The sequence below is a fragment of the Streptomyces sp. NPDC048637 genome (assembly GCF_040650675.1).
Classification (GTDB): Bacteria; Actinomycetota; Actinomycetes; order Streptomycetales; family Streptomycetaceae; genus Streptomyces.
This window is the reverse complement of sequence record NZ_JBEZHQ010000039.1, coordinates 39,980-59,548: the sequence shown is the minus strand read 5'-3', so window position 1 is coordinate 59,548 and position 19,569 is coordinate 39,980. Positions and strand designations below refer to the sequence as shown.

General features: G+C 70.4%; 15 protein-coding genes and 5 tRNA genes. 10 read left to right on the top strand and 10 right to left on the bottom strand.

Annotated elements, in window-relative coordinates; genetic code table 11:
- Positions 1-211: 211 nt before the first annotated feature.
- The 4 genes from AB0C46_RS33305 to AB0C46_RS33290 form a co-directional block, all read right to left on the bottom strand.
- Positions 212-287 (bottom strand) — tRNA-Lys (locus AB0C46_RS33305).
- 178 nt (positions 288-465) lie between these two features.
- Positions 466-2,559 carry a DEAD/DEAH box helicase gene (locus AB0C46_RS33300; protein WP_362832429.1) on the bottom strand — a complete coding sequence of 698 codons (2,094 nt, stop codon included), beginning with the start codon at positions 2,557-2,559 and terminating at the stop codon, positions 466-468.
- 246 nt (positions 2,560-2,805) lie between these two features.
- Positions 2,806-3,342, bottom strand: a complete 537-nt coding sequence (locus AB0C46_RS33295) for a hypothetical protein (protein ID WP_362832427.1) — start codon at positions 3,340-3,342, stop codon at positions 2,806-2,808.
- Positions 3,343-3,664: 322 nt separating this feature from the next.
- The gene (locus tag AB0C46_RS33290; RefSeq protein ID WP_362832452.1) at positions 3,665-4,015 is read right to left on the bottom strand and encodes a metallopeptidase family protein; all 351 of its coding nucleotides are present in this window, start codon (positions 4,013-4,015) and stop codon (positions 3,665-3,667) included.
- A 120-nt stretch (positions 4,016-4,135) separates the two neighbouring features.
- Here AB0C46_RS33290 and AB0C46_RS33285 point away from each other — a divergent pair, with 120 nt between their 5' ends.
- From AB0C46_RS33285 to AB0C46_RS33270, 4 genes are all read left to right on the top strand, one after another.
- Positions 4,136-5,821, top strand: coding sequence for a metallophosphoesterase (locus AB0C46_RS33285; protein WP_362832426.1), 1,686 nt, complete (start codon positions 4,136-4,138; stop codon positions 5,819-5,821).
- Between the two features lie 82 nt (positions 5,822-5,903).
- A tRNA-Glu gene (locus AB0C46_RS33280) sits at positions 5,904-5,976 on the top strand.
- Positions 5,977-6,024: 48 nt separating this feature from the next.
- Positions 6,025-6,099, top strand: a tRNA-Asp gene (locus AB0C46_RS33275).
- Between the two features lie 4 nt (positions 6,100-6,103).
- Positions 6,104-6,177, top strand: a tRNA-Phe gene (locus tag AB0C46_RS33270).
- Between the two features lie 72 nt (positions 6,178-6,249).
- On the opposite strand, the gene AB0C46_RS33265 is transcribed toward AB0C46_RS33270, so the two are convergent.
- Positions 6,250-6,480, bottom strand: a complete 231-nt coding sequence (locus tag AB0C46_RS33265) for a hypothetical protein (RefSeq protein WP_362832425.1) — start codon at positions 6,478-6,480, stop codon at positions 6,250-6,252.
- 230 nt (positions 6,481-6,710) lie between these two features.
- Here AB0C46_RS33265 and hrpA point away from each other — a divergent pair, with 230 nt between their 5' ends.
- From hrpA to AB0C46_RS33245, 4 genes are all read left to right on the top strand, one after another.
- Entirely contained in the window at positions 6,711-10,808 is a 4,098-nt protein-coding gene (gene hrpA, locus AB0C46_RS33260) for an ATP-dependent RNA helicase HrpA (protein WP_362832424.1), read from the top strand.
- A gap of 94 nt (positions 10,809-10,902) precedes the next feature.
- Positions 10,903-10,977, top strand: a tRNA-Asp gene (locus AB0C46_RS33255).
- A gap of 27 nt (positions 10,978-11,004) precedes the next feature.
- Positions 11,005-11,139 (top strand): hypothetical protein, encoded by a 135-nt coding sequence (locus tag AB0C46_RS33250; protein ID WP_362832423.1) that lies wholly within the window; start codon positions 11,005-11,007, stop codon positions 11,137-11,139.
- 167 nt (positions 11,140-11,306) lie between these two features.
- On the top strand, positions 11,307-11,540 hold the full coding sequence (locus AB0C46_RS33245; protein ID WP_362832422.1) for a DUF6274 family protein: 234 nt from the start codon (positions 11,307-11,309) through the stop codon (positions 11,538-11,540).
- A gap of 529 nt (positions 11,541-12,069) precedes the next feature.
- Here the strand turns inward: AB0C46_RS33245 and bldC are convergent.
- Both bldC and AB0C46_RS33235 read right to left on the bottom strand, forming a co-directional pair.
- Positions 12,070-12,276: a developmental transcriptional regulator BldC gene (gene bldC / locus AB0C46_RS33240; protein WP_003949541.1), complete on the bottom strand. Its 207-nt coding sequence runs from the start codon at positions 12,274-12,276 to the stop codon at positions 12,070-12,072.
- A gap of 515 nt (positions 12,277-12,791) precedes the next feature.
- A complete protein-coding gene (locus AB0C46_RS33235) occupies positions 12,792-13,628 on the bottom strand; it encodes a hypothetical protein (RefSeq protein ID WP_362832421.1) in 837 nt (278 codons plus the stop codon).
- Between the two features lie 196 nt (positions 13,629-13,824).
- On the opposite strand from AB0C46_RS33235, the gene AB0C46_RS33230 reads away from it, so the two are divergent.
- Together AB0C46_RS33230 and AB0C46_RS33225 are read left to right on the top strand one after the other, a co-directional pair.
- Complete coding sequence (locus AB0C46_RS33230) at positions 13,825-14,943, top strand: Glu/Leu/Phe/Val dehydrogenase dimerization domain-containing protein (protein WP_362832419.1); 1,119 nt, start codon at positions 13,825-13,827, stop codon at positions 14,941-14,943.
- A gap of 318 nt (positions 14,944-15,261) precedes the next feature.
- Entirely contained in the window at positions 15,262-15,513 is a 252-nt protein-coding gene (locus tag AB0C46_RS33225; protein ID WP_030086208.1) for a DUF3073 domain-containing protein, read from the top strand.
- A gap of 185 nt (positions 15,514-15,698) precedes the next feature.
- Here the strand turns inward: AB0C46_RS33225 and purM are convergent, their stop codons facing one another.
- From purM to AB0C46_RS33210, 3 genes are all read right to left on the bottom strand, one after another.
- On the bottom strand, positions 15,699-16,766 hold the full coding sequence (gene purM, locus AB0C46_RS33220; RefSeq protein WP_362832418.1) for a phosphoribosylformylglycinamidine cyclo-ligase: 1,068 nt from the start codon (positions 16,764-16,766) through the stop codon (positions 15,699-15,701).
- A 34-nt stretch (positions 16,767-16,800) separates the two neighbouring features.
- Positions 16,801-18,360, bottom strand: coding sequence for an amidophosphoribosyltransferase (gene purF / locus AB0C46_RS33215; protein ID WP_362832417.1), 1,560 nt, complete (start codon positions 18,358-18,360; stop codon positions 16,801-16,803).
- A gap of 381 nt (positions 18,361-18,741) precedes the next feature.
- Positions 18,742-19,539, bottom strand: a complete 798-nt coding sequence (locus AB0C46_RS33210; RefSeq protein ID WP_362832416.1) for a sterol carrier family protein — start codon at positions 19,537-19,539, stop codon at positions 18,742-18,744.
- Between the last annotated feature and the right edge of the window lie 30 nt (positions 19,540-19,569).

Sequence of the window (19,569 nt, the reverse complement as noted above, 5' to 3'; positions counted from 1 at the left end):
GGGAAAGGACGGGAAAGAAGGGGGAAGAAGGGGAAAGAAACAGTGGCCTCTCCGGGCGCCTCGCGCCGCCCGGTTCGCGCGCCCAAGGCCGTTCCGCTCCACGGCACTTGGACCCCGCCCGGGCCACCGGTCACGCCCGAGGGCCCGGACCGCGTACGGTCCGGGCCCTCGGGCCACTGCACACCGGCCGGACGGTCTCCCCGTCCGCGTCTGGTGGGCCATCAGGGGCTCGAACCCTGAACCAATGGATTAAAAGTCCACTGCTCTGCCAATTGAGCTAATGGCCCGCACCGAGCAGCATAGCCCGAGGAGGTGCCGCAGCCCGAAGCCATTACGGATCAAGCCATCCGGCGGGGTGCCGCGGGGCCGGTCGGCGGGCCCGGCGGGGCCTGCCGTGTGCCGTACAACACGCAGGGCCCGTACGGCACTTGCGTCCGTACGGGCCCTGCGGATCAGCGTCGGTGATCAGCCGTTGCGCTTCCAGCGCGGCTTGTCCTCGCGACGGCCGAAGGAGCCGGTCGGGGCGCCACGGTGGTCGTCACGACGGCCGTACGGGCGGTCGCCACCGGAGCGGTGGCCACCGGCGGGCGGACGGCCGCCGGAACGGTCGTCACGGTTGAACGGACGGTCGCCGCCACCGGAGCGGTAGCCACCGGCGGACGGACGGCCGCCGGAACGGTCGTCACGGTTGAACGGGCGGCTCGGACGGTCGCCGCGGTCGCGGTTGAAGCCGCCACCGGAACGGTCATCACGACGGTCGAAAGAACGGCCACCGGAACGGTCGTCACGACGGTCACGGTTGAAACCGCCACCGGAACGGTCATCACGACGGTCACGGTTGAAGCCACCACCGGAACGGTCATCACGACGGTCACGGTTGAAGCCACCACCGGAACGGTCATCACGACGGTCACGGTTGAAACCGCCACCGGAACGGTCATCACGACGGTCACGGTCGAAGGGACGGCCGCCGGAACGGTCGTCACGACGGTCGCGGCGCTCGAAGTTGCCCCGGTCGTCGCGGCGCTCGTCCGACGCGCCGGCCTGGGCCGGTACGGCGGCCTCGGCGGCGGCCTCGGCCTCGGCGGTGACGGCCGCGGCGGCAAGCGCCTCGGCCGGGTCCTCGCCACGCTCACGGGCGGCACGGGCGGTCAGCCGGTCGGCCTCCTCGCGCAGCTCGGTGGCGCGGCGCTGAAGGCGCTCCAGCTCGCGGGTCAGCTCGGCCACCTCGCGCTCGGCCTGCTTGGCGGAGTTGTTGGCGCCGTCGGCCTGGACCTCGGTGAGCGAGCGCGCACCGGTGATCTTGGCGACGTCCTCGTCGAAGGCGCCGGAGCCGCCGACGATGTGGCGCGAGGCGTCCACGCCCGCGTCCTCCATCAGCCGGAAGATCTGCCGGCGCTGGTGCGGCAGCGACAGCGAGACGACGGTGCCGGACTGGCCGGCGCGGGCGGTACGGCCCGAGCGGTGCAGGTAGTCCTTGTGGTCACCGGCCGGGTCGACGTTCAGGACCAGGTCGATGCCGTCGACGTGGATACCGCGGGCGGCGACGTCGGTGGCGACCAGCGCGTTGACGTAGCCGTCCTTGAAGTCCGCGAGCACCCGGGTGCGCGCGCCCTGCGTCATACCGCCGTGCAGCGCGTCCGCCTTCACACCGGACTCGACGAGCTGCTCGGCGATGCGGTCGGCGCCCAGCTGGGTGCGGACGAAGATGATGGTGCGGCCCTTGCGGGCGGCGATGGCGGCGGTGACCGGCGCCTTGTCCTTCGGCTTCACGACCAGGACGTGGTGGGTCATGGTGGTGACGTTGCCCTGGGCGCTGTCGACCTCGTGGCTGACCGGGTTGGTCAGGTAGCGCTTGACCAGCGTGCCGATCTCGTTCTCCATCGTGGCGGAGAAGAGCATCCGCTGACCGCCGGACGGCACCTGGTCGAGCAGCTCGGTGACCTCGGGCAGGAAGCCCAGGTCGGACATCTGGTCGGCCTCGTCGAGGACGGCGACCTGGACGTTCTCCAGGGAGCAGGCGCCACGGTTGATGATGTCGCGCAGCCGGCCCGGGGTGGCGACGAGGACGTCGACGCCGCGCTCCAGGGCGTAGATCTGGTTGCCCATGGACGTACCGCCGCAGACGACCTTCATCTTCAGGCCGAGGACGTCGCCGTAGGGCTGGAGCGCGTCCGCGACCTGCATCGCGAGCTCACGGGTCGGGGTGAGGATGACGGCGCGCGGCTTCTTCTTCTCGGTGTGGCCGCCGGCCAGCGTGGCCAGGGTCGGCAAACCGAAGGAGAGCGTCTTGCCGGAGCCGGTGCGGCCACGGCCGAGGATGTCCTTGCCGGCCAGCGCGTCCGGGATGGTCGCGGCCTGGATCGGGAAGGGGGTGGTGACGCCGTTCTGCGCGAGCTTGCGGACGACGCCCTCGGGCAGTCCGAGGTCGGCGAAGGTGACGGTGTCGGTGGCGGCTTCCGCCGCGGCGGTCTCGGGCGACTCGTCGACCGCCGTCACCTCGGGGGCCGTCTGCTCGTCGGATGCGGGCATGACGGACTGCTCAGTGGAAATGGACATGCGAAATGCGAAACCTTCCGGAGTCTCGGCACGCGCCCAAACTCCGTGTGTTTCACACGACCGCCTCTATGCGGTCAGCCACGGCAAGGGAGAGAACGCGCCACGCGGCGCGCTTCTGTTCTGGCGCCGGGCAAATGGGATCAAACGATCTACCACCATACGCACTCCGCCCCCCGGATGGCAAATGACCTTCTGACCAGGCCTTCCGCTCCCCCGGACAAACCTACCCGCCCCACCCGGAAGCCCTCATGCCTCCTCGTCGTAGACGTCCGGCTCGGACGCCATCGGCGAGACGGGGGACGGGCCGGAGGCATGGGAACTCGGCGGTGGCGGGGGGCTGCTCGGCGGCGGGGTCGGCTGCGCGGGGGGCGTACTGGGCGCGGGCGAGGCCGGCGGAGTGGCCGGGCGGTCGGGGCGGGGCGGCGAGGGCTCCACATGTCCAGGGCGCCCGCCCTGGCCGCCGGAACCGCCGTGCCCGCCGCCCACGCCCGGTTCGGGGCCCGACGGCCGCACCGGCCGGGACGGCGTACCGGGCTCGGACGGCTCCGGTGTTGCGCTCTTCGACGGCTTGCCCTTCTTGCCCTTGCCACCGGCCGGGCGGCCCTCGCCGTTGCGCCCCATCCGCCGCGGACCGTCGCCTCGGCCGTCCACGGTCACCCCGTTGGGGCCGGACCACCCGTCCTTCCCGTCGTGCCGCGCGGTGCTGCCGGACGGTTTCGGCTCCTCCGGGTCGCTCACGCTCATACAGCCGGCCAGCGTCGCGGCCAGCGCGGAGACGGTCACGGCCACGGCGGTGGCCCGGGAGCGCAGCCGACCCGACGGAGGGCGCGGCAAAGGGGCAGGGGCAGAGGACGACGACGGGGACGGTGTCGGCGTCAGGGACGACTGGCGATGTGGGCTCGGGCGCACGGCGGGACCTCCGGATCCGGAACGCAGGGACGGCGGCACGGACGCCCTGCCCAACTCCCGCCCCCCACCCGAGGACACGCACCCCGCCCGGCCGATCGCGCCGGGCGGGCGTTCCGGGGGCGGCCCGCACGCCCACCGGCCCGTAGGAGCCGGCCCTTCGGGCGCCCCGGACAGAACACCTGGGGCCGGACAGGTCTTAGCCGTAGCCCAGTGCGTGCAGCCGCTCGTCGTCGATCCCGAAGTGGTGCGCGATCTCATGAACGACCGTCACTTCGGTCTCCGCGACCACGTCCTCGCGGGTCTCGCACATCCGCAGCGTCGGCCCCCGGTAGACGGTGATCCGGTCCGGCAGCACGCCCGCGTACCACTCGCCCCGGTCGGTCAGCGGCGTCCCCTCGTAGAGCCCGAGCAGCTCGGGGTCGCCGGCGGGGGGTTCGTCCTCGACGAAGACCGCCACGTTGTCCATCAGCCGGGTCAGCTCCGGCGGGATCCGGTCCAGCGCTTCGGCGACCAGTTCCTCGAACTCCTCGCGCGTCATTTCCAGCACACCACCATTCTCCGCCACGCTGTCTCCTCACCGATCGTCGCGGTCCGCCCGTCGCACCGCAGCCCCACCGGAAGCCGTCACTCCTCGCTTAGCGGCCCCACGGACGGGCATACGGGACCAATGGCCCGCGCAGCGCGCTCCCGGACACCGCACCCCGACACCCCGCAAAGCCCCCTGCACCGGCTGCTCCATACCGGCCTCGACGGCGTACGCGCCCTCCCGGCGGCCGTCCGCCGCGACTACCGCTCCCGCCGTACGGACTCCACCGCCGGCCTCGTCGAGCCACCGCATCCGCTGTCCCGCTCCCTCGGCCTGATAGCCGTCACCGTCGTCGGCGCCTGGCTGGGGCTGCTCCTGATCGGCAGCATCCGGGTGCCCGTCGGCCCGGTGGACACCAGCATGGCGCTGCGCCCCTCACTGACCGGCGGCACCCGGATCGAGGTCGCGCCGCTCGGCGACCTGGAACTGCGCAGCCACCACGCGCCCGTACGGCTCGATGTCGGCGTCGACCGGCTGGACCCGGTCCGCTCCCAGGCGCTGGTCGACCACCCCGAGCGGTTCGCCGGTCTGCAGGCCGAGGTCACCCACGACGTCACCCGCGGCGCCCTGGGACTGGCGCTGCACTCCTGTATCGCCGTGGCGTCCGGCGCCACCGCGCTGGGCCTGGCCGTCTACCGCCGCCCGCGCCGCGCACTGGCCGCCGGCGGTCTGGCGCTCACCCTGCTCGCCGCCTCCGCGGGCACCGCATACGCCACCTGGAACCCCCAGTCCGTACTGGAGCCGAAGTTCTCCGGACTGCTCACCTCGGCCCCTTCCGTGGTCGGCAACGCCCGCAGCATCGTCAGCGAATTCCACGTCTACCAGAAGGAGTTGGCGCGCCTGGTGACCAATGTCACCAAGCTCTACGACGCCGCCTCGACGCTGCCGGCCTACCAGCCGGACCCCACCACCCTCCGCGTCCTGCATGTCTCCGACATCCACCTCAACCCCGGCGCCTGGCGGATCATCGCCTCCCTGGTGAAGCAGTACCGGATCAACGTGATCGTCGACACCGGCGACACCATGGACCACGGCTCGGCCGCCGAGAACCACTTCCTGGACCCGGTCTCCACCCTCGGCGCCCCCTACGTATGGGTGCGCGGCAACCACGACTCCCGCGGCACGCAGAAGTACCTGACCGGCCGCCGCCACGTCACCGTCCTCGACCACGGCAGGGTCACCCAGGTCGCCGGCTTACGCATCGCGGGCGTCGGCGACCCGCAGTTCACCCCGGACCGCTCCGTGGTGGCGGCCGGCGACCCCGCCGAGCGCACCGCGGGCGGCCGCCTCGCCGACGCGCTGCGCACCCAGCGGCTGGCCGGCACCCCCGTCGACCTCGCGCTGGCCCACAACCCCGCCGCCGTGACCGAGGCGGACGGCCTGGCCCCGCTGGCGCTGGCCGGCCATGTCCACCACCGCGAGAACACCCTGCTCCCCCAGGGCACCCGGCTGATGGTCGAGGGCTCGACGGGCGGCGGCGGACTGCGTGCGGTGCAGAACAAGAAGCCCGAGCCGGTCCTGGCCTCGGTGCTCTATCTGGACCGGAGGACGAAGCGGCTGCAGGCGTGGGACGAGATCACTCTCGGCGGACTGGGCCTGTCCCGGGCCGAGGTCAGCCGCCACCTCCCCCACGAGAACCACCCCGGCGCCACGCCCGCACCATCCGGTTCACCCCACTCGGCCGCCCCCTCGTCCCGCCCCTCGTCCCGTCCCTCGTCCGGCCCTTCTTCGCGCCCGGCCAGGAGCCCTTCCGACCACCCCCGCTGAACCGTTTTGGCGAACGGTCCTCCCATCCCATATGCTTCTCACGTCCCCGACGGCGCCGGTAACGACGCCAAGGTGGCCACCAGCCCTCATCGTCTAGTGGCCCAGGACGCCGCCCTTTCAAGGCGGTAGCACGGGTTCGAATCCCGTTGGGGGCACGCATCACCGTGTGCGAGACTGGCTCACGCCGCTTTCGCACAATGCAAGGTCCTGTGGAGCAGTTTGGAGTGCTCGCCACCCTGTCAAGGTGGAGGCCGCGGGTTCAAATCCCGTCAGGACCGCTGCGGCTGGGTAGCTCAGTTGGTACGAGCGATCGCCTGAAAAGCGATAGGTCGCCGGTTCGACCCCGGCCCCAGCCACACCCATTGGGAGAAGGCCCCGATTCCTCGAATCGGGGCCTTTTTCGTGGCCCTTTCGTCGCCCCTTCGTCGCTATCCGACGCCGGCTTCCCCCGCGGCCTCGGCGGGCTCGCCCTCCGGCCGCCAGAAGATCAGCCCGGCACCGCCGGTGATCATCCCTGTCGCAGCCAGGCCCATCGCCGCCTTCACCAGCCGCACATCGCCTTCCCAGTTGTGCGGCGCGCCGAAGACCAGCCAGGTGGCCAGCCCGATACCGGCAGCCATCACGACAATGCCCGCTAACCGTCGTATTCCCTTGTCCATGCGGCCATTGTCGTGGATGCGGGCAGGTGTCGGAATCGTTTTTCCGTCGCCTGTCCGCTCCTGTGCGCCCGCCCTCCCGGCCACCCGGATGGCGGTGCCGCCGGGCCCGGAAGGCCGTGCGCGCGAGGAGCGGCCGGGAGACGGGGAGAGTTGCCGGGCGGCACCGTGCACCGCCCGCGCGGGCAATTCGTTCGCCAGTCGTTTATCCGAGGTGAGATCCTGGGGGACGTATGTCCAGTCAGCCTGCCTCCGCCCTGCCCGACGGCTCTGCTCCCGCGCTGCCCGGCACCCCCGCTCCCGGCCTCTCCGACCTGCTGGAGCGGCTGCCCGAGCTGATGCTGCGCGATCAGCAGCGGCTGGGGCGCCGTCTCGACGGCGCACGCCGTATCCGTAAACCCGAAGCCCGGGCGGCGGTGCTGTCCGAGATCTCCGGCGGCATCGACGAAGCGGAGCTGCGGGTCGCCCAGCGGCGCGCCGCGGTGCCCGCGATCACGTATCCGGAAGAGCTGCCGGTCAGCCAGAAGAGGGACGAGATCCTCGCCGCGATCCGCGACCACCAGGTCGTGATCGTCGCCGGTGAGACCGGCTCCGGCAAGACGACGCAGATCCCCAAGATCTGTCTGGAACTCGGCCGGGGCATCCGGGGCCTGATCGGGCACACCCAGCCGCGCCGGATCGCGGCCCGTACGGTCGCCGAGCGGGTGGCCGAGGAGCTCAAGACCCCGCTGGGCGAGGCGGTCGGCTGGAAGGTCCGCTTCACGGACCAGGTCGGCGGGGACACCCTCGTCAAACTGATGACGGACGGCATCCTGCTCGCCGAGATCCAGACGGACCGGGAGCTGCGCCAGTACGACACGATCATCATCGACGAGGCGCACGAGCGCAGCCTCAACATCGACTTCATCCTCGGCTATCTGGCCCAGCTGCTGCCCCGGCGCCCGGACCTCAAGGTCGTCATCACCTCGGCGACCATCGACCCGGAGCGGTTCGCCCGGCACTTCGGCAGCTTCGCGTCCGTAGGGGCGGCGCCGGAGCGCACCGGATCCCCGGCTGCCCGGGACGCCTCCGGGAGCGACGAGGGGGCACCGATCGTCGAGGTCTCCGGCCGGACGTATCCGGTGGAGGTGCGCTACCGCCCGCTGCTGGAGGAGGGCGGCCAGGACGCGGACCGCGACCAGATCACCGCGATCTGCGACGCCGTGGACGAGCTGCAGTCCGCCGGGCCCGGCGACATCCTGGTCTTCCTCTCCGGCGAACGGGAGATCCGCGACACCGCGGACGCGCTCAACAAGAAGGCCCTCCCGTTCACCGAGGTCCTCCCCCTGTACGCGCGGCTGTCGCACGCCGAACAGCACCGCGTCTTCCAGCGGCACACGGGCCGGCGGATCGTGCTGGCCACGAACGTCGCCGAGACCTCGCTGACCGTCCCGGGCATCAAGTACGTCATTGACCCGGGCATGGCCCGGATCTCCCGCTACAGCTACCGCACCAAGGTCCAGCGGCTGCCCATCGAGCCGGTCTCGCAGGCCAGCGCCAATCAGCGCAAGGGCCGCTGCGGCCGTACCAGCGACGGCATCTGCATCCGCCTCTACTCCGAGGACGACTTCCTCTCCCGTCCCGAGTTCACGGACGCGGAGATCCTCCGGACGAACCTCGCCTCCGTCATCCTGCAGATGACCGCGGCCGGCCTCGGTGACATCGAGAAGTTCCCGTTCATCGACCCGCCGGACCGCCGCAACATCAAGGACGGCGTCGATCTGCTCAGTGAGCTCGGCGCGCTCGACACCAAGCAGAAGGACCCCAAGAAGCGTCTGACCCCGCTCGGCCGCAAGCTCTCGCAGCTGCCGGTCGACCCGCGGCTGGCGCGGATGGTGCTGGAGGCGGACCGCAACGGCTGTGTCCGCGAGGTCATGGTCATCGCGGCGGCCCTGTCCATCCAGGACCCGCGCGAGCGGCCCGCGGACAAGCAGCAGCAGGCCGATCAGCAGCACGCCCGCTTCAAGGACGAGACCTCCGACTTCCTCGCCTTCCTCAACCTCTGGCGCTATGTCCGCGAGCAGCAGAAGGAGCTGTCCTCCTCGGCCTTCCGCCGGATGTGCCGGAGTGAGTTCCTGAACTATCTCCGGATACGTGAGTGGCAGGACATCTACTCCCAGCTGCGCTCGGTCGCCAAGACCATGGGCATCCACCTCAGCGAGGAGGATGCGGCGCCGGACCATATCCACACCTCCCTGCTTTCCGGTTTGCTTTCGCATATCGGCATCAAGGACACCGACGCCAAGAACGAATATCTGGGCGCCCGCAGCGCCAAGTTCGCGGTCTTCCCCGGCTCCGCGCTCTTCAAGAAGCCCCCGCGCTGGGTGATGTCCGCCGAGCTGGTCGAGACGTCCCGCCTGTGGGCGCGGGTCAACGCGAAGATCGAGCCCGAGTGGATCGAGCCGCTCGCCCAGCACCTGGTCAAGCGGACATACAGCGAGCCGCACTGGGAACAGAAGATGGCCGCGGTGATGGCGTACGAGCGGGTGACGCTCTACGGCGTCCCGATCGTCGCCCAGCGCAAGATCGCCTACGGCCGGATCGATCCGGAGACCTCGCGCGATCTGTTCATCCGTAACGCCCTGGTCGAGGGCGACTGGCGCACCCACCACCAGTTCTTCCATGACAACCGCAAACTTCTCGGCGAGGTCGAGGAGTTGGAGCACCGCGCCCGGCGCCGCGACATCCTCGTGGACGACGAGACGCTCTTCGACTTCTACGACCAGCGCATCCCGGCGGACGTGGTCTCCGGCGCGCACTTCGACGCCTGGTGGAAGAAGCAGCACCGCGAAGAGCCGGAGCTGCTGAACTTCGAGCACTCGATGCTCATCAATGAGTCCGCCGAGGCCGTCACGAAGGACGACTACCCGGATTCCTGGCGGCAGGGAAAGCTGAAGTTCAAGGTCACCTACCAGTTCGAGCCGGGCGCGGACGCGGACGGCGTGACCGTCCACATCCCCCTCCAGGTCCTCAACCAGGTCTCCTCCGAGGGCTTCGACTGGCAGATCCCGGGCCTGCGCGAGCAACTGGTGACGGAGCTGATCCGGTCCCTGCCCAAGCCGATCCGGCGCAACTACGTCCCGGCACCGAACTTCGCGGCCCGTTTCCTGGACTCCACGGTCCCTCTGCAGGGCGCTCTGACGACGTCTCTGGCCGCGGGGCTGCAGCGGATGGTGGGCGTACCGGTCGAGGCCGCGGACTTTGATCCGGGCCGGGTGCCCGACCACCTCAAGATCACGTTCCGGGTGGTCGACGAGCGGCGCCGCAAGCTCGCCGAGGCCAAGGACCTGGAGGCGTTGCGGCTGAAGCTCAAGCCGAAGACCAGGGCGGCCATCTCCAAGGCCTTCGAGGAGGCCGCCGAGCGGCCCGCGAGGGACCGCAAGAGCGGCGGGGGCGACGGGCAGGCGGCGGCCGGCCCGGAGCAGCGGACGGGGCTGACGTCCTGGACGATCGGCACGCTGCCGCGCACCTTCGAGACCCGGCGTGCGGGCCAGCCGCTGAAGGCCTACCCGGCGCTGGTCGACGAGGGCAGCAGCGTCGCCGTACGCCTCTTCGACACCGAGGCCGAGCAGCTCACGGCGATGTGGGCGGGCACTCGCCGGCTCATCCTGCTGAACATCCCGTCCAATCCGGCCAAGTTCGCCCAGGGCAAGCTGAGCAATCAGCAGAAGCTCGCACTGTCCCGCAATCCGCACGGTTCCATCGGCGCGCTCTTCGAGGACTGCGTCACCGCCGCCGCGGACCGTCTGATCGCGGCCCGGGGCGGTCCGGCGTGGGACGAGGAGTCCTTCCGGAAGCTGTTCGACGCGGTCCGTGCGGACCTGGTGGACGTCACGCTGAAGACCATCCAGCAGGTCCAGGAGGTGCTGGCCGCCTGGCAGGCGTGCGAGCGCCGGCTGAAGGAGACGACGTTCCCCTCGCTGCTGCCGTCCCTCACGGACCTCAAGGAGCAGCTGGCGGCGCTGATCAGGCCGGGCTTCGTGACGGCGCACGGCGCCAAGCGGCTGCCGGACCTGATGCGCTATCTGGTGGCCGCCGACCGCCGTCTGCAGCAGCTGCCCACCAATGCCGAGCGGGACCGCACCCGTATGGCGAAGGTGAAGGAGATGCAGGACGAATACGCCTGGCTGCTGGAGCAGTTCCCGGCGGGCCGCTCGGTGCCCGCCGCGGCCCTGGAGATCCGCTGGATGATCGAGGAGCTCCGGGTGAGCTACTTCGCCCACGCTCTGGGGACCGCGTACCCGGTCTCCGACAAGCGCATCGTGAAGGCGGTGGACGCCGCCGCGCCGTAGGAATCAGGGCTGCCGGTATCGAGTTCGACCGCACCCCCTGACCTGCTGTAGAGTCTTGCTTCGCAGCCCGCCGCAAGCGGAAAGCGAAACGCAAGGTCCTGTGGAGCAGTTTGGAGTGCTCGCCACCCTGTCAAGGTGGAGGCCGCGGGTTCAAATCCCGTCAGGACCGCATTTTTACGGCCCGCATCCTCTTCGGATGCGGGCCGTACTGCTGTCCGGACCAGGCCGCGCCCCGCGCGAAGCCGCCACCGGGCACCCCACGTCCCGTCAGGTCGCGCCCCACGGCCCGTATCGCGCACCGATGCGGGCCGTCCTGCTGACCACCCGCTGACCGCCTGCCGGCCACTGCCCGCGCCCCCGTCGGACGCCGGCCGTGCCGCTGTCCATTTCCGCCCCTGCCGGATGCGGACGGTAGCCGGATTGGCGCCCGCTGTATTGACGGCGGCACGTACCGCCGGTAATCACTGAGGAAGGCGTGGGGCCGGGGAGGTATGTGCAATGACGACTGCGGTACGGCACGAGACCAGGGCACTGTTACGGGCCCATCTGTCAGCCGCCACGGGCTACCGCCATCTGACGCGGCACTGCCCCATCTGCCACCAGCTACAACGGCTCGCCATGGAGCCGCACACGGCCCGCTCCGGGCCTCCGGCGCCCTCGTCCGCCCCCGCCTCGCCCGCGGCCGTCCGCGAGCCGCCGGCGGACGAGGGCGAAACTCCCGCGGCCCCGTGACCACCGGCGCCGGTGCCACCCACCGTGCGGTGTCGTCCTGTTGGGTGTGGCGGGCGAGGTTCTCTATCGCAGCGGACGTATCGTCTTCAAGCGCCGCGTTGTGTGACGGGTGTCACCGAACAAGTTTGGCGCGATGCGGAACTTACACCCGCCCTACAACCGGTCAATTTAATATGTGCAATTGCACCACCCGCGGGGTGGCCCTGGAAGGGGGGCTCGGGGTCCCTGCGGAAGGGCCCTCACAGGGCCCGTGAAGACCCCCTGGCCGCCGTTCGGGACGGCGCCGGCGCCAGGCCGACCCGACCGCCCCGGCGGGCCCTGAAGCGGGCGCACACAAAAAAATCGCGCTGGACCCGGCGGAGTCCAGCGCGATCAATGACGTACCCAAGTGGAGCGGGCGTGGGGCCTGTGGGGCAGGCGCCGCGTCGTATGGAGCTGTGTGAAGCGTGGGTGGAGCGGTCGAGCTATGTGGCGCAAAGCGGGCGCTTTCGGGTTGGGGGCCCCGAAAACGACCTGGTTATGCGGTTGTTCAGGCCTCGCTGCGCTGCTGCGGAATGCCCGCGAGCAGTGCGCGGACCTCAGCCTCGCGGTAACGCCGGTGTCCTCCGAGCGTGCGGATGGACGTGAGCTTGCCTGCCTTGGCCCAGCGGGTCACCGTCTTCGGGTCCACGCGGAACATCGTGGCAACCTCAGCGGGGGTAAGCAGCGGCTCGGCGTCAGGGGTGCGAGCGGTCATGAGCGGCCTCCTCGGGAGAACCGAACCATCACGGTTCTTTCCTCTAAATTCTGCACCTTGACCCACGTTGCCCGAAATGGCGGACGCGGGCCGAGTCGGTTATAGGACGAACGGCTTGTCCTCGGCACTACAACTACACCATCCGTCCAGCCACGTCGGCCAAACCGATGGAATTGCCCTCTCAGGTGTTCAACCTCGGCGGAAGCCGATGGACCGTGCCATAGCGGACAGTCACCCGTCCGTGACGATCAGTCACAACGTGATCAGCCGCCACGAGACCCCTCAAGGAACGCAATACCGATCTATCCGCCCTTAGTTGGACGGAAGGAGCCCGCGGCGGGCTCCTTGTCCTATTTTGGCACGAGGGTATGGCTTGAGAGCAAGACCCGAAGTCAGTGCTTTAGGTCACGCTTGAGGCAATCGCCCGGATCAGGACCTACGTCCTTTACCGCCCCACCACCGAAAAGCGAACGCAGCGTTTCCGCGCCACGAGCCTTGGGCACGGCACCGGCGCCTCAGCTGGAGAACTGGCGTTCCCGCACCGCACGCCACCGCTGGGAAAGCTTCTCGTACGCGACCCCGGCCCGCTCGCCGTCCCCTTCGCGCAGCGCCGCCAGGCCCTCCGCCACCTCGGCGGCGGAACGGTCCTCGGCGAGCTGCCCCTCGGGCACCGCGTGCACCAGCCCTCCGTAGTCCAGCTCCACGACCGAACGCGGATGGAATTCCTCAAGCCAGCGCCCCACATCTACCAGGCCGTCGATCAAGGGCCCCTCTTCCAGGGCCTCCCGCAGCGTGCGCAGACCACGGGCGACCCGCCGCCGCGCCTGCACCATCGGCGTCCGGTAGCGCAGCACCGGCCCCTGCTCACCCTTCGTGTACTCCCGCTCGCCGTCGGCGAACAGCACGAACCAGCGGACCGGGACGTGCCAGGCCGCCCCGCGGATCCAGGGCCTGGCGTCCGGGTTGCGCTCCCGCCACTGCTCGTAGTCAGTGGCCGCCTGCCGGCGCACCACCGGGGGCAGCGCCGCATCCAGCACCGATGCGGGCAGCAGCTCGTCCAGCGACTCCAGGGCCTGCCAGCCGCGCAGCCGGGTGCGCCACGGGCAGACGCAGGTCACCTCGTTCACGACGGCGATGAAGGCGTCCGCGCTCTCGTGGACCGGCACCGGCACCGGTGGCGTCGGCAGCAGATCCGCCAGCGCCCGGCGCTGCTCATCCTGGGCGGTAGGGGTCTTCGCCCGCTTGGCATAGCGCGCCCAGTGGGAGCGTTCCGGCTCGGGGAACGCAGCCAGCGGCTCGTAGACCCGCAGATATGCCATGTACGGGACCTTCACCGACGACGCCAGGGCCACGCCCGCTCCTTCAAAGGGAAGTCCACCGCCGGGAGATCCCGAGGGCCCCCGCCGGCCTGCGATACGACCAGATCGTCCCATGCCCGTCCCCCGGGAGAGGGTGATCCTCGGCACCCGACCGATCAACCGGTCCCGCAGGTCTTACGCTCTTTTCAACCGGCCCTCCCCACCCGTCGGAGGGCATCCTTCGCGACTTATGGGAGTCACCACCGTGACTGACGTACGTCCGGCCTCCGCCGGCACCGACGGCGGCGTTCTGCACACCCTGTTCCGATCGGAGCAGGGGGGCCATGAGCAGGTCGTTCTCTGCCAGGACCGCGCCAGCGGCCTCAAGGCCGTGATCGCCATCCACAGCACCGCCCTGGGCCCCGCCCTCGGCGGCACCCGCTTCCATGCCTACGCCTCCGAGGAGGAGGCCGTGCTGGACGCCCTGAACCTGTCGCGCGGCATGTCCTACAAGAACGCCCTCGCCGGGCTGGACCACGGCGGCGGGAAGGCCGTGATCATCGGTGACCCCGATCTGATCAAGACCGATGAACTCCTGCTCGCCTATGGCCGGTTCGTGGCCTCCCTCGGGGGCCGGTATGTCACCGCGTGCGACGTCGGTACCTACGTCGCCGACATGGACGTCGTCGCCCGTACGAACAAGTGGACCACCGGCCGCTCCCCCGACAACGGCGGCGCCGGCGACTCCTCCGTCCTGACCGCCTACGGCGTCTTCCAGGGCATGCGCGCCTCGGCCCAGCACGCCTGGGGCGACCCGACGCTGCGCGGCCGCAAGGTGGGCATCGCGGGCGTCGGCAAGGTCGGCCACCTCCTCGTCGAGCATCTCCTCCAGGACGGCGCCGAGGTCGTGATCACGGATGTCCGCACCGAGTCGATGGAGCGGGTCCGCGCCAAGTTCCCGCAGGTCACCGCGGTCGCGGACACCGAGGCGCTGATCCGCACCGAGGGCCTGGACGTCTACGCGCCGTGTGCGCTGGGCGGTGCGCTGAGCGATGAGTCGCTGCCGGTACTGACCGCGAAGGTGGTGTGCGGCGCGGCCAACAACCAGCTCGCCCACCCCGGCGTCGAGAAGGATCTGTCCGACCGCGGCATCCTCTACGCCCCCGACTACGTCGTGAACGCCGGCGGGGTCATCCAGGTGGCCGACGAGCTGCACGGCTTCGACTTCGACCGCTGCAAGACCAAGGCGGCGAAGATCTTCGACACCACACTGGCGATATTCGCTCGTGCGAAGGCCGACGGCATTCCGCCCGCCGCGGCCGCCGACCGCCTGGCCGAGCAGCGTATGGCGGATGCCCGGCGCACCTGACCGAGGCCGGAAACGCGGCCTTGCCGGCCGGAAAGCGAGCCTTGTGCGGCCCGCCACGGGTGATCAGGGAGACATCCCTCACCACCCGTCGGCGGGTCGCCGTACAGGACAGGTTAAAATCGCAGTTGACCAGCGGGGACGGGGCACCTTGCCGGTTGTGCCGAGCGGCGGGTGATGCGGGCGACGTACCGTATGGCCGCGGAAGCAGGTACCGTTAAAGCCCTACGGGCCGGTCTCTCTGTCGAGAGCCCGCTCTGATCCATGAACGCGTGTCAAGACTCTGGGGCCATCGAGCCCCGTCATTGAGGGGGTCGACCCATGGGGCGCGGCCGGGCCAAGGCCAAGCAGACAAAGGTCGCCCGCCAGCTGAAGTACAGCAGCGGTGGGACGGATCTCTCACGACTGGCCGACGAGCTGGGTGCATCACCGTCGAACCAGCAGCCTCCGAACGCAGAGCCGTTCGAGGAGGACGAGGACGACGACCCGTACGCACGGTACGCAGATCTGTACAACAGCGATGACGACGAAGAGGACGAGGGCGACTCGTCCCAGCAGCGTCGTCGCGCTTGACTCTCTGCGCGCTCGCGGCACCCATAACAGCATCACGGACCCGGTCCTGGGCATTGTCCGGACCGGGTTCTGTGCTGCCCAGATGACTGTCCGGATGACCGTTGGCACGGCCGCCGAGCCGACGCCTGCCGGAGCGGGCCGCACCGCCCCTGGCCCGGACCGGGCCAGGGGGACGACTCGGTCCGTCAGCTCGCGTAGTCACCGGTCAGGGTCACTGCCTCGGCGTGCTCACCGCGCTCGACGATCTCGCCGCTGACCCAGGCGTCCACACCGCGGTCGGCGAGCGTGGTCAGGGCGGCCTCCACCGATCCCTGCGGGACGACGGCGATCATGCCGACGCCCATGTTCAGGGTCTTCTCCAGTTCCAGGCGCTCGACCGAGCCGGCCGAGCCGACAAGGTCGAAGACCGGGCCCGGGGTCCAGGTGGCACGGTCGACCGTGGCGTGCAGACCGTCCGGGATCACCCGGGCGAGGTTGCTGGCCAGACCGCCGCCGGTGATGTGCGAGAAGGCGTGCACCTCGGTCGTACGGGTCAGCGCCAGGCAGTCCAGCGAGTAGATCTTGGTGGGCTCCAGGAGCTCCTCGCCCAGCGTGCGGCCGAACTCCGGGATCTCCCGGTCCAGGGCCATCCCGGCCCGGTCGAACAGCACATGGCGGACCAGCGAGTACCCGTTCGAGTGAAGCCCGGAGGATGCCATGGCGATCACCGCGTCACCCGTACGGATGCGATCCGCGCCCAGTACCCGGTCCGCCTCGACGACGCCTGTACCGGCACCGGCGACATCGAACTCGTCCGCGCCCAGCAGCCCCGGGTGCTCCGCGGTCTCGCCGCCGACCAGTGCACAGCCGGCCAGCACACAGCCCTCGGCGATGCCCTTGACGATCGCGGCGACCCGCTCCGGGTAGACCTTGCCCACGCAGATGTAGTCGGTCATGAACAGCGGTTCGGCGCCGCAGACGACCAGGTCGTCGACGACCATGCCGACGAGGTCGTGGCCGATGCTGTCGTAGACGCCCATCTTGCGGGCGATGTCGACCTTCGTGCCGACGCCGTCGGTGGCGGAGGCCAGCAGCGGACGCTCGTACCGCTTCAGCGCCGAGGCGTCGAAGAGGCCGGCGAAGCCGCCGAGCCCGCCGACGACCTCGGGGCGGGTGGCCTTCTTCACCCACTCCTTCATCAGGTCCACGGCGCGGTCGCCGGCTTCGATGTCGACGCCCGCACTCGCGTAGCTGGCACCAGTGGTCTCGGGCATGGCTGAGAACTTTCGTGTCGTGTGTGTACGAGCTCTACGGGCGACGCAGCGCGTCGGCGCCGCCGACCCCGGCCGTGAGCGTCTGGACGCCGTCCACGTCGGACTTCGCCGGGGCCGCGGTCTCCGACTCCAGGAGGTGCTTGCCCAGCAGCTCCGGGTCGGGCAGCTCCATCGGGTACTCACCGTCGAAGCAGGCGCGGCACAGATTCGGCTTGGCGATCGTGGTCGCCTCGATCATGCCGTCGATGGAGATGTACGCGAGCGAATCGGCGCCCAGCGACTTGCCAATCTCCTCCACGCTCAGCCCGTTGGCGATCAGCTCCGCGCGGGTGGCGAAGTCGATGCCGAAGAAGCACGGCCACTTGATCGGCGGGGACGAGATCCGGATGTGGACCTCAAGAGCGCCGGCCTCACGCAGCATCCGGACGAGGGCGCGCTGGGTGTTGCCGCGGACGATCGAGTCGTCGACGACCACCAGGCGCTTGCCGCGGATGACTTCCTTGAGCGGGTTGAGCTTGAGGCGGATACCGAGCTGGCGAATGGTCTGCGAGGGCTGGATGAAGGTCCGGCCGACGTAGGAGTTCTTGACCAGGCCGGAGCCGTAGGGGATGCCGCTGGCCTCGGCGTAGCCGACGGCGGCGGGGGTGCCGGACTCCGGGGTCGCTATCACCAGGTCCGCGTCGGCCGGCGCCTCGGCGGCCAGCTTGCGGCCCATCTCCACCCGGGAGAGGTACACATTGCGGCCGGCGATGTCGGTGTCCGGGCGGGCGAGGTAGACGTACTCGAAGACACAGCCCTTGGGACGGGCCTCGGCGAAGCGGCTGCTGCGCAGACCGTCCTCGTCGATGGCGACCATCTCGCCGGGCTCGATCTCCCGGATGAAGCTGGCGCCGCAGATGTCGAGGGCGGCGGTCTCGGAGGCCACCACCCAGCCGCGCTCCAGGCGGCCGAGGACCAGCGGGCGGATGCCCTGCGGGTCGCGGGCGGCGTAGAGCGTGTGCTCGTCCATGAAGCAGAGCGAGAAGGCGCCCTGGACCTTCGGCAGGACGCGCGGTGCGGCCTCCTCGACGGTCAGCGGCTTGCCGTCCTCGTCGACCTGGCCGGCCAGCAGGGCCGTCACCAGGTCGGTGTCGTTGGTGGCCGCGACCTGGGTGGCGCGCCCGCCCTCGCGGGGCAGCGCGGCGACCAGGTCCGCCAGCTCGGCGGTGTTGACCAGGTTGCCGTTGTGGCCGAGCGCGATCGAGCCGTGCGCGGTCGCACGGAACGTCGGCTGGGCGTTCTCCCACACCGAGGCACCGGTGGTGGAGTAGCGGGCATGGCCCACGGCGATATGGCCCTGGAGGGAGCCGAGCGAAGTCTCGTCGAAGACCTGGGAAACCAGGCCCATGTCCTTGAAAACGAGGATCTGGGAGCCGTTGCTCACCGCGATGCCCGCGGACTCCTGTCCACGGTGCTGCAGCGCATACAGCCCGAAATAGGTGAGTTTGGCGACCTCTTCACCCGGAGCCCAGACACCGAAGACGCCGCAAGCGTCCTGGGGGCCCTTCTCGCCGGGGAGCAGGTCGTGGCTGAGTCGTCCGTCACCACGTGGCACGGCACCGAGTCTAGGGCAGGTCGCGCATTCATCCGAACCGGGGATGGCCGCGCAACTGGATAAGTGCATGAATCCGGCGCGTGGGCTTGACGTGGTCACGGCCACCGGGTCGACGGACGAAGGGCCGGGACGTCTCCCCCTCCTGGGGTACCCGCCACTCCGGCCGCCCCGCTGAACTGCACTTCCTTCATCCCCGAGCGGATTACGACACTCCGCTTCTCGCACCCTCGCCGCTCGCCCGGCGTGTTGCCATAGCGGCGCTTTCATCCGCTTTGTCGCTCGGCGGTGCATCCCGTTCGTGTGAGATACGCGACGTATCCCGTCCCCCGCCCGGACCCCGGCTCGGGACGGCCGGGCCGGGCCGGCTCAGCTCGGCCCGGATCAGCTCATGACCGGCAGATATCCACCGATGTCGGCCCGCTCGCCACTGGCGCTGACGTGTGCCCCGCCCAGCGCCTCGGTCCAGGTCGTACGGCCGGTGGCCAGCCGGATCCAGGTCAGCGGGTCGGTCTCGACGACGTTCGGCGGGGTGCCGCGGGTGTGCTTCGGCCCCGCGACGCACTGCACCACGGCGAACGGCGGGACCCGGACCTCGACCGAGCCGCCGGGCGCGCGAGCGGCCAGCACATCGGCCAGCAGCCGGGTCGTGATGGCCAGGGCCTGCCGGTCGTACGGGATCTCCCGGCCGGTCGCCGCCGCAAGATCGTCGGTGTGCACGACGAGTTCGAGGCAGCGGGTGACCAGGAAGTCGGTCAGCCGCATCGCACCGGGGAGGGCGGCCAGCACCCGGTCGTCCAGCTCCGGCCCGACGGCCTCGGCGTATTCCGTCGCGGTGCGCTCCAGCAGGTCCACGGGCTCGTGGGCGGCGGCCAGGGCGCGGGTGCGCTCGTCGATCGCGGAGGCGAGCGGCGCGGACGCGGACGGCCACTCCAGCAGGGTGGCCTCCGGCTGCGGCGGGGCCGGCTGTGCCAGGCTGCGCGCCACCGCGCCCAGCGTCATGGCCAGATGCGCGACCAGCACCCGCACCGTCCAGTCGCCGAGCCGGGTCGGCAGCGCCAACTGCTCGGGTGTGAGGCCGCGAACGGCGTCCCGGACATGATCGAGCTGGGCCATGACGGCGGCGCGGGTCTTCTTCGGGTCGTACTGACGGGCACGCGACTTCCGGGCGGCGGGAGGCATGTGGATCAGCCTAGGCGGCACCTCTGACAA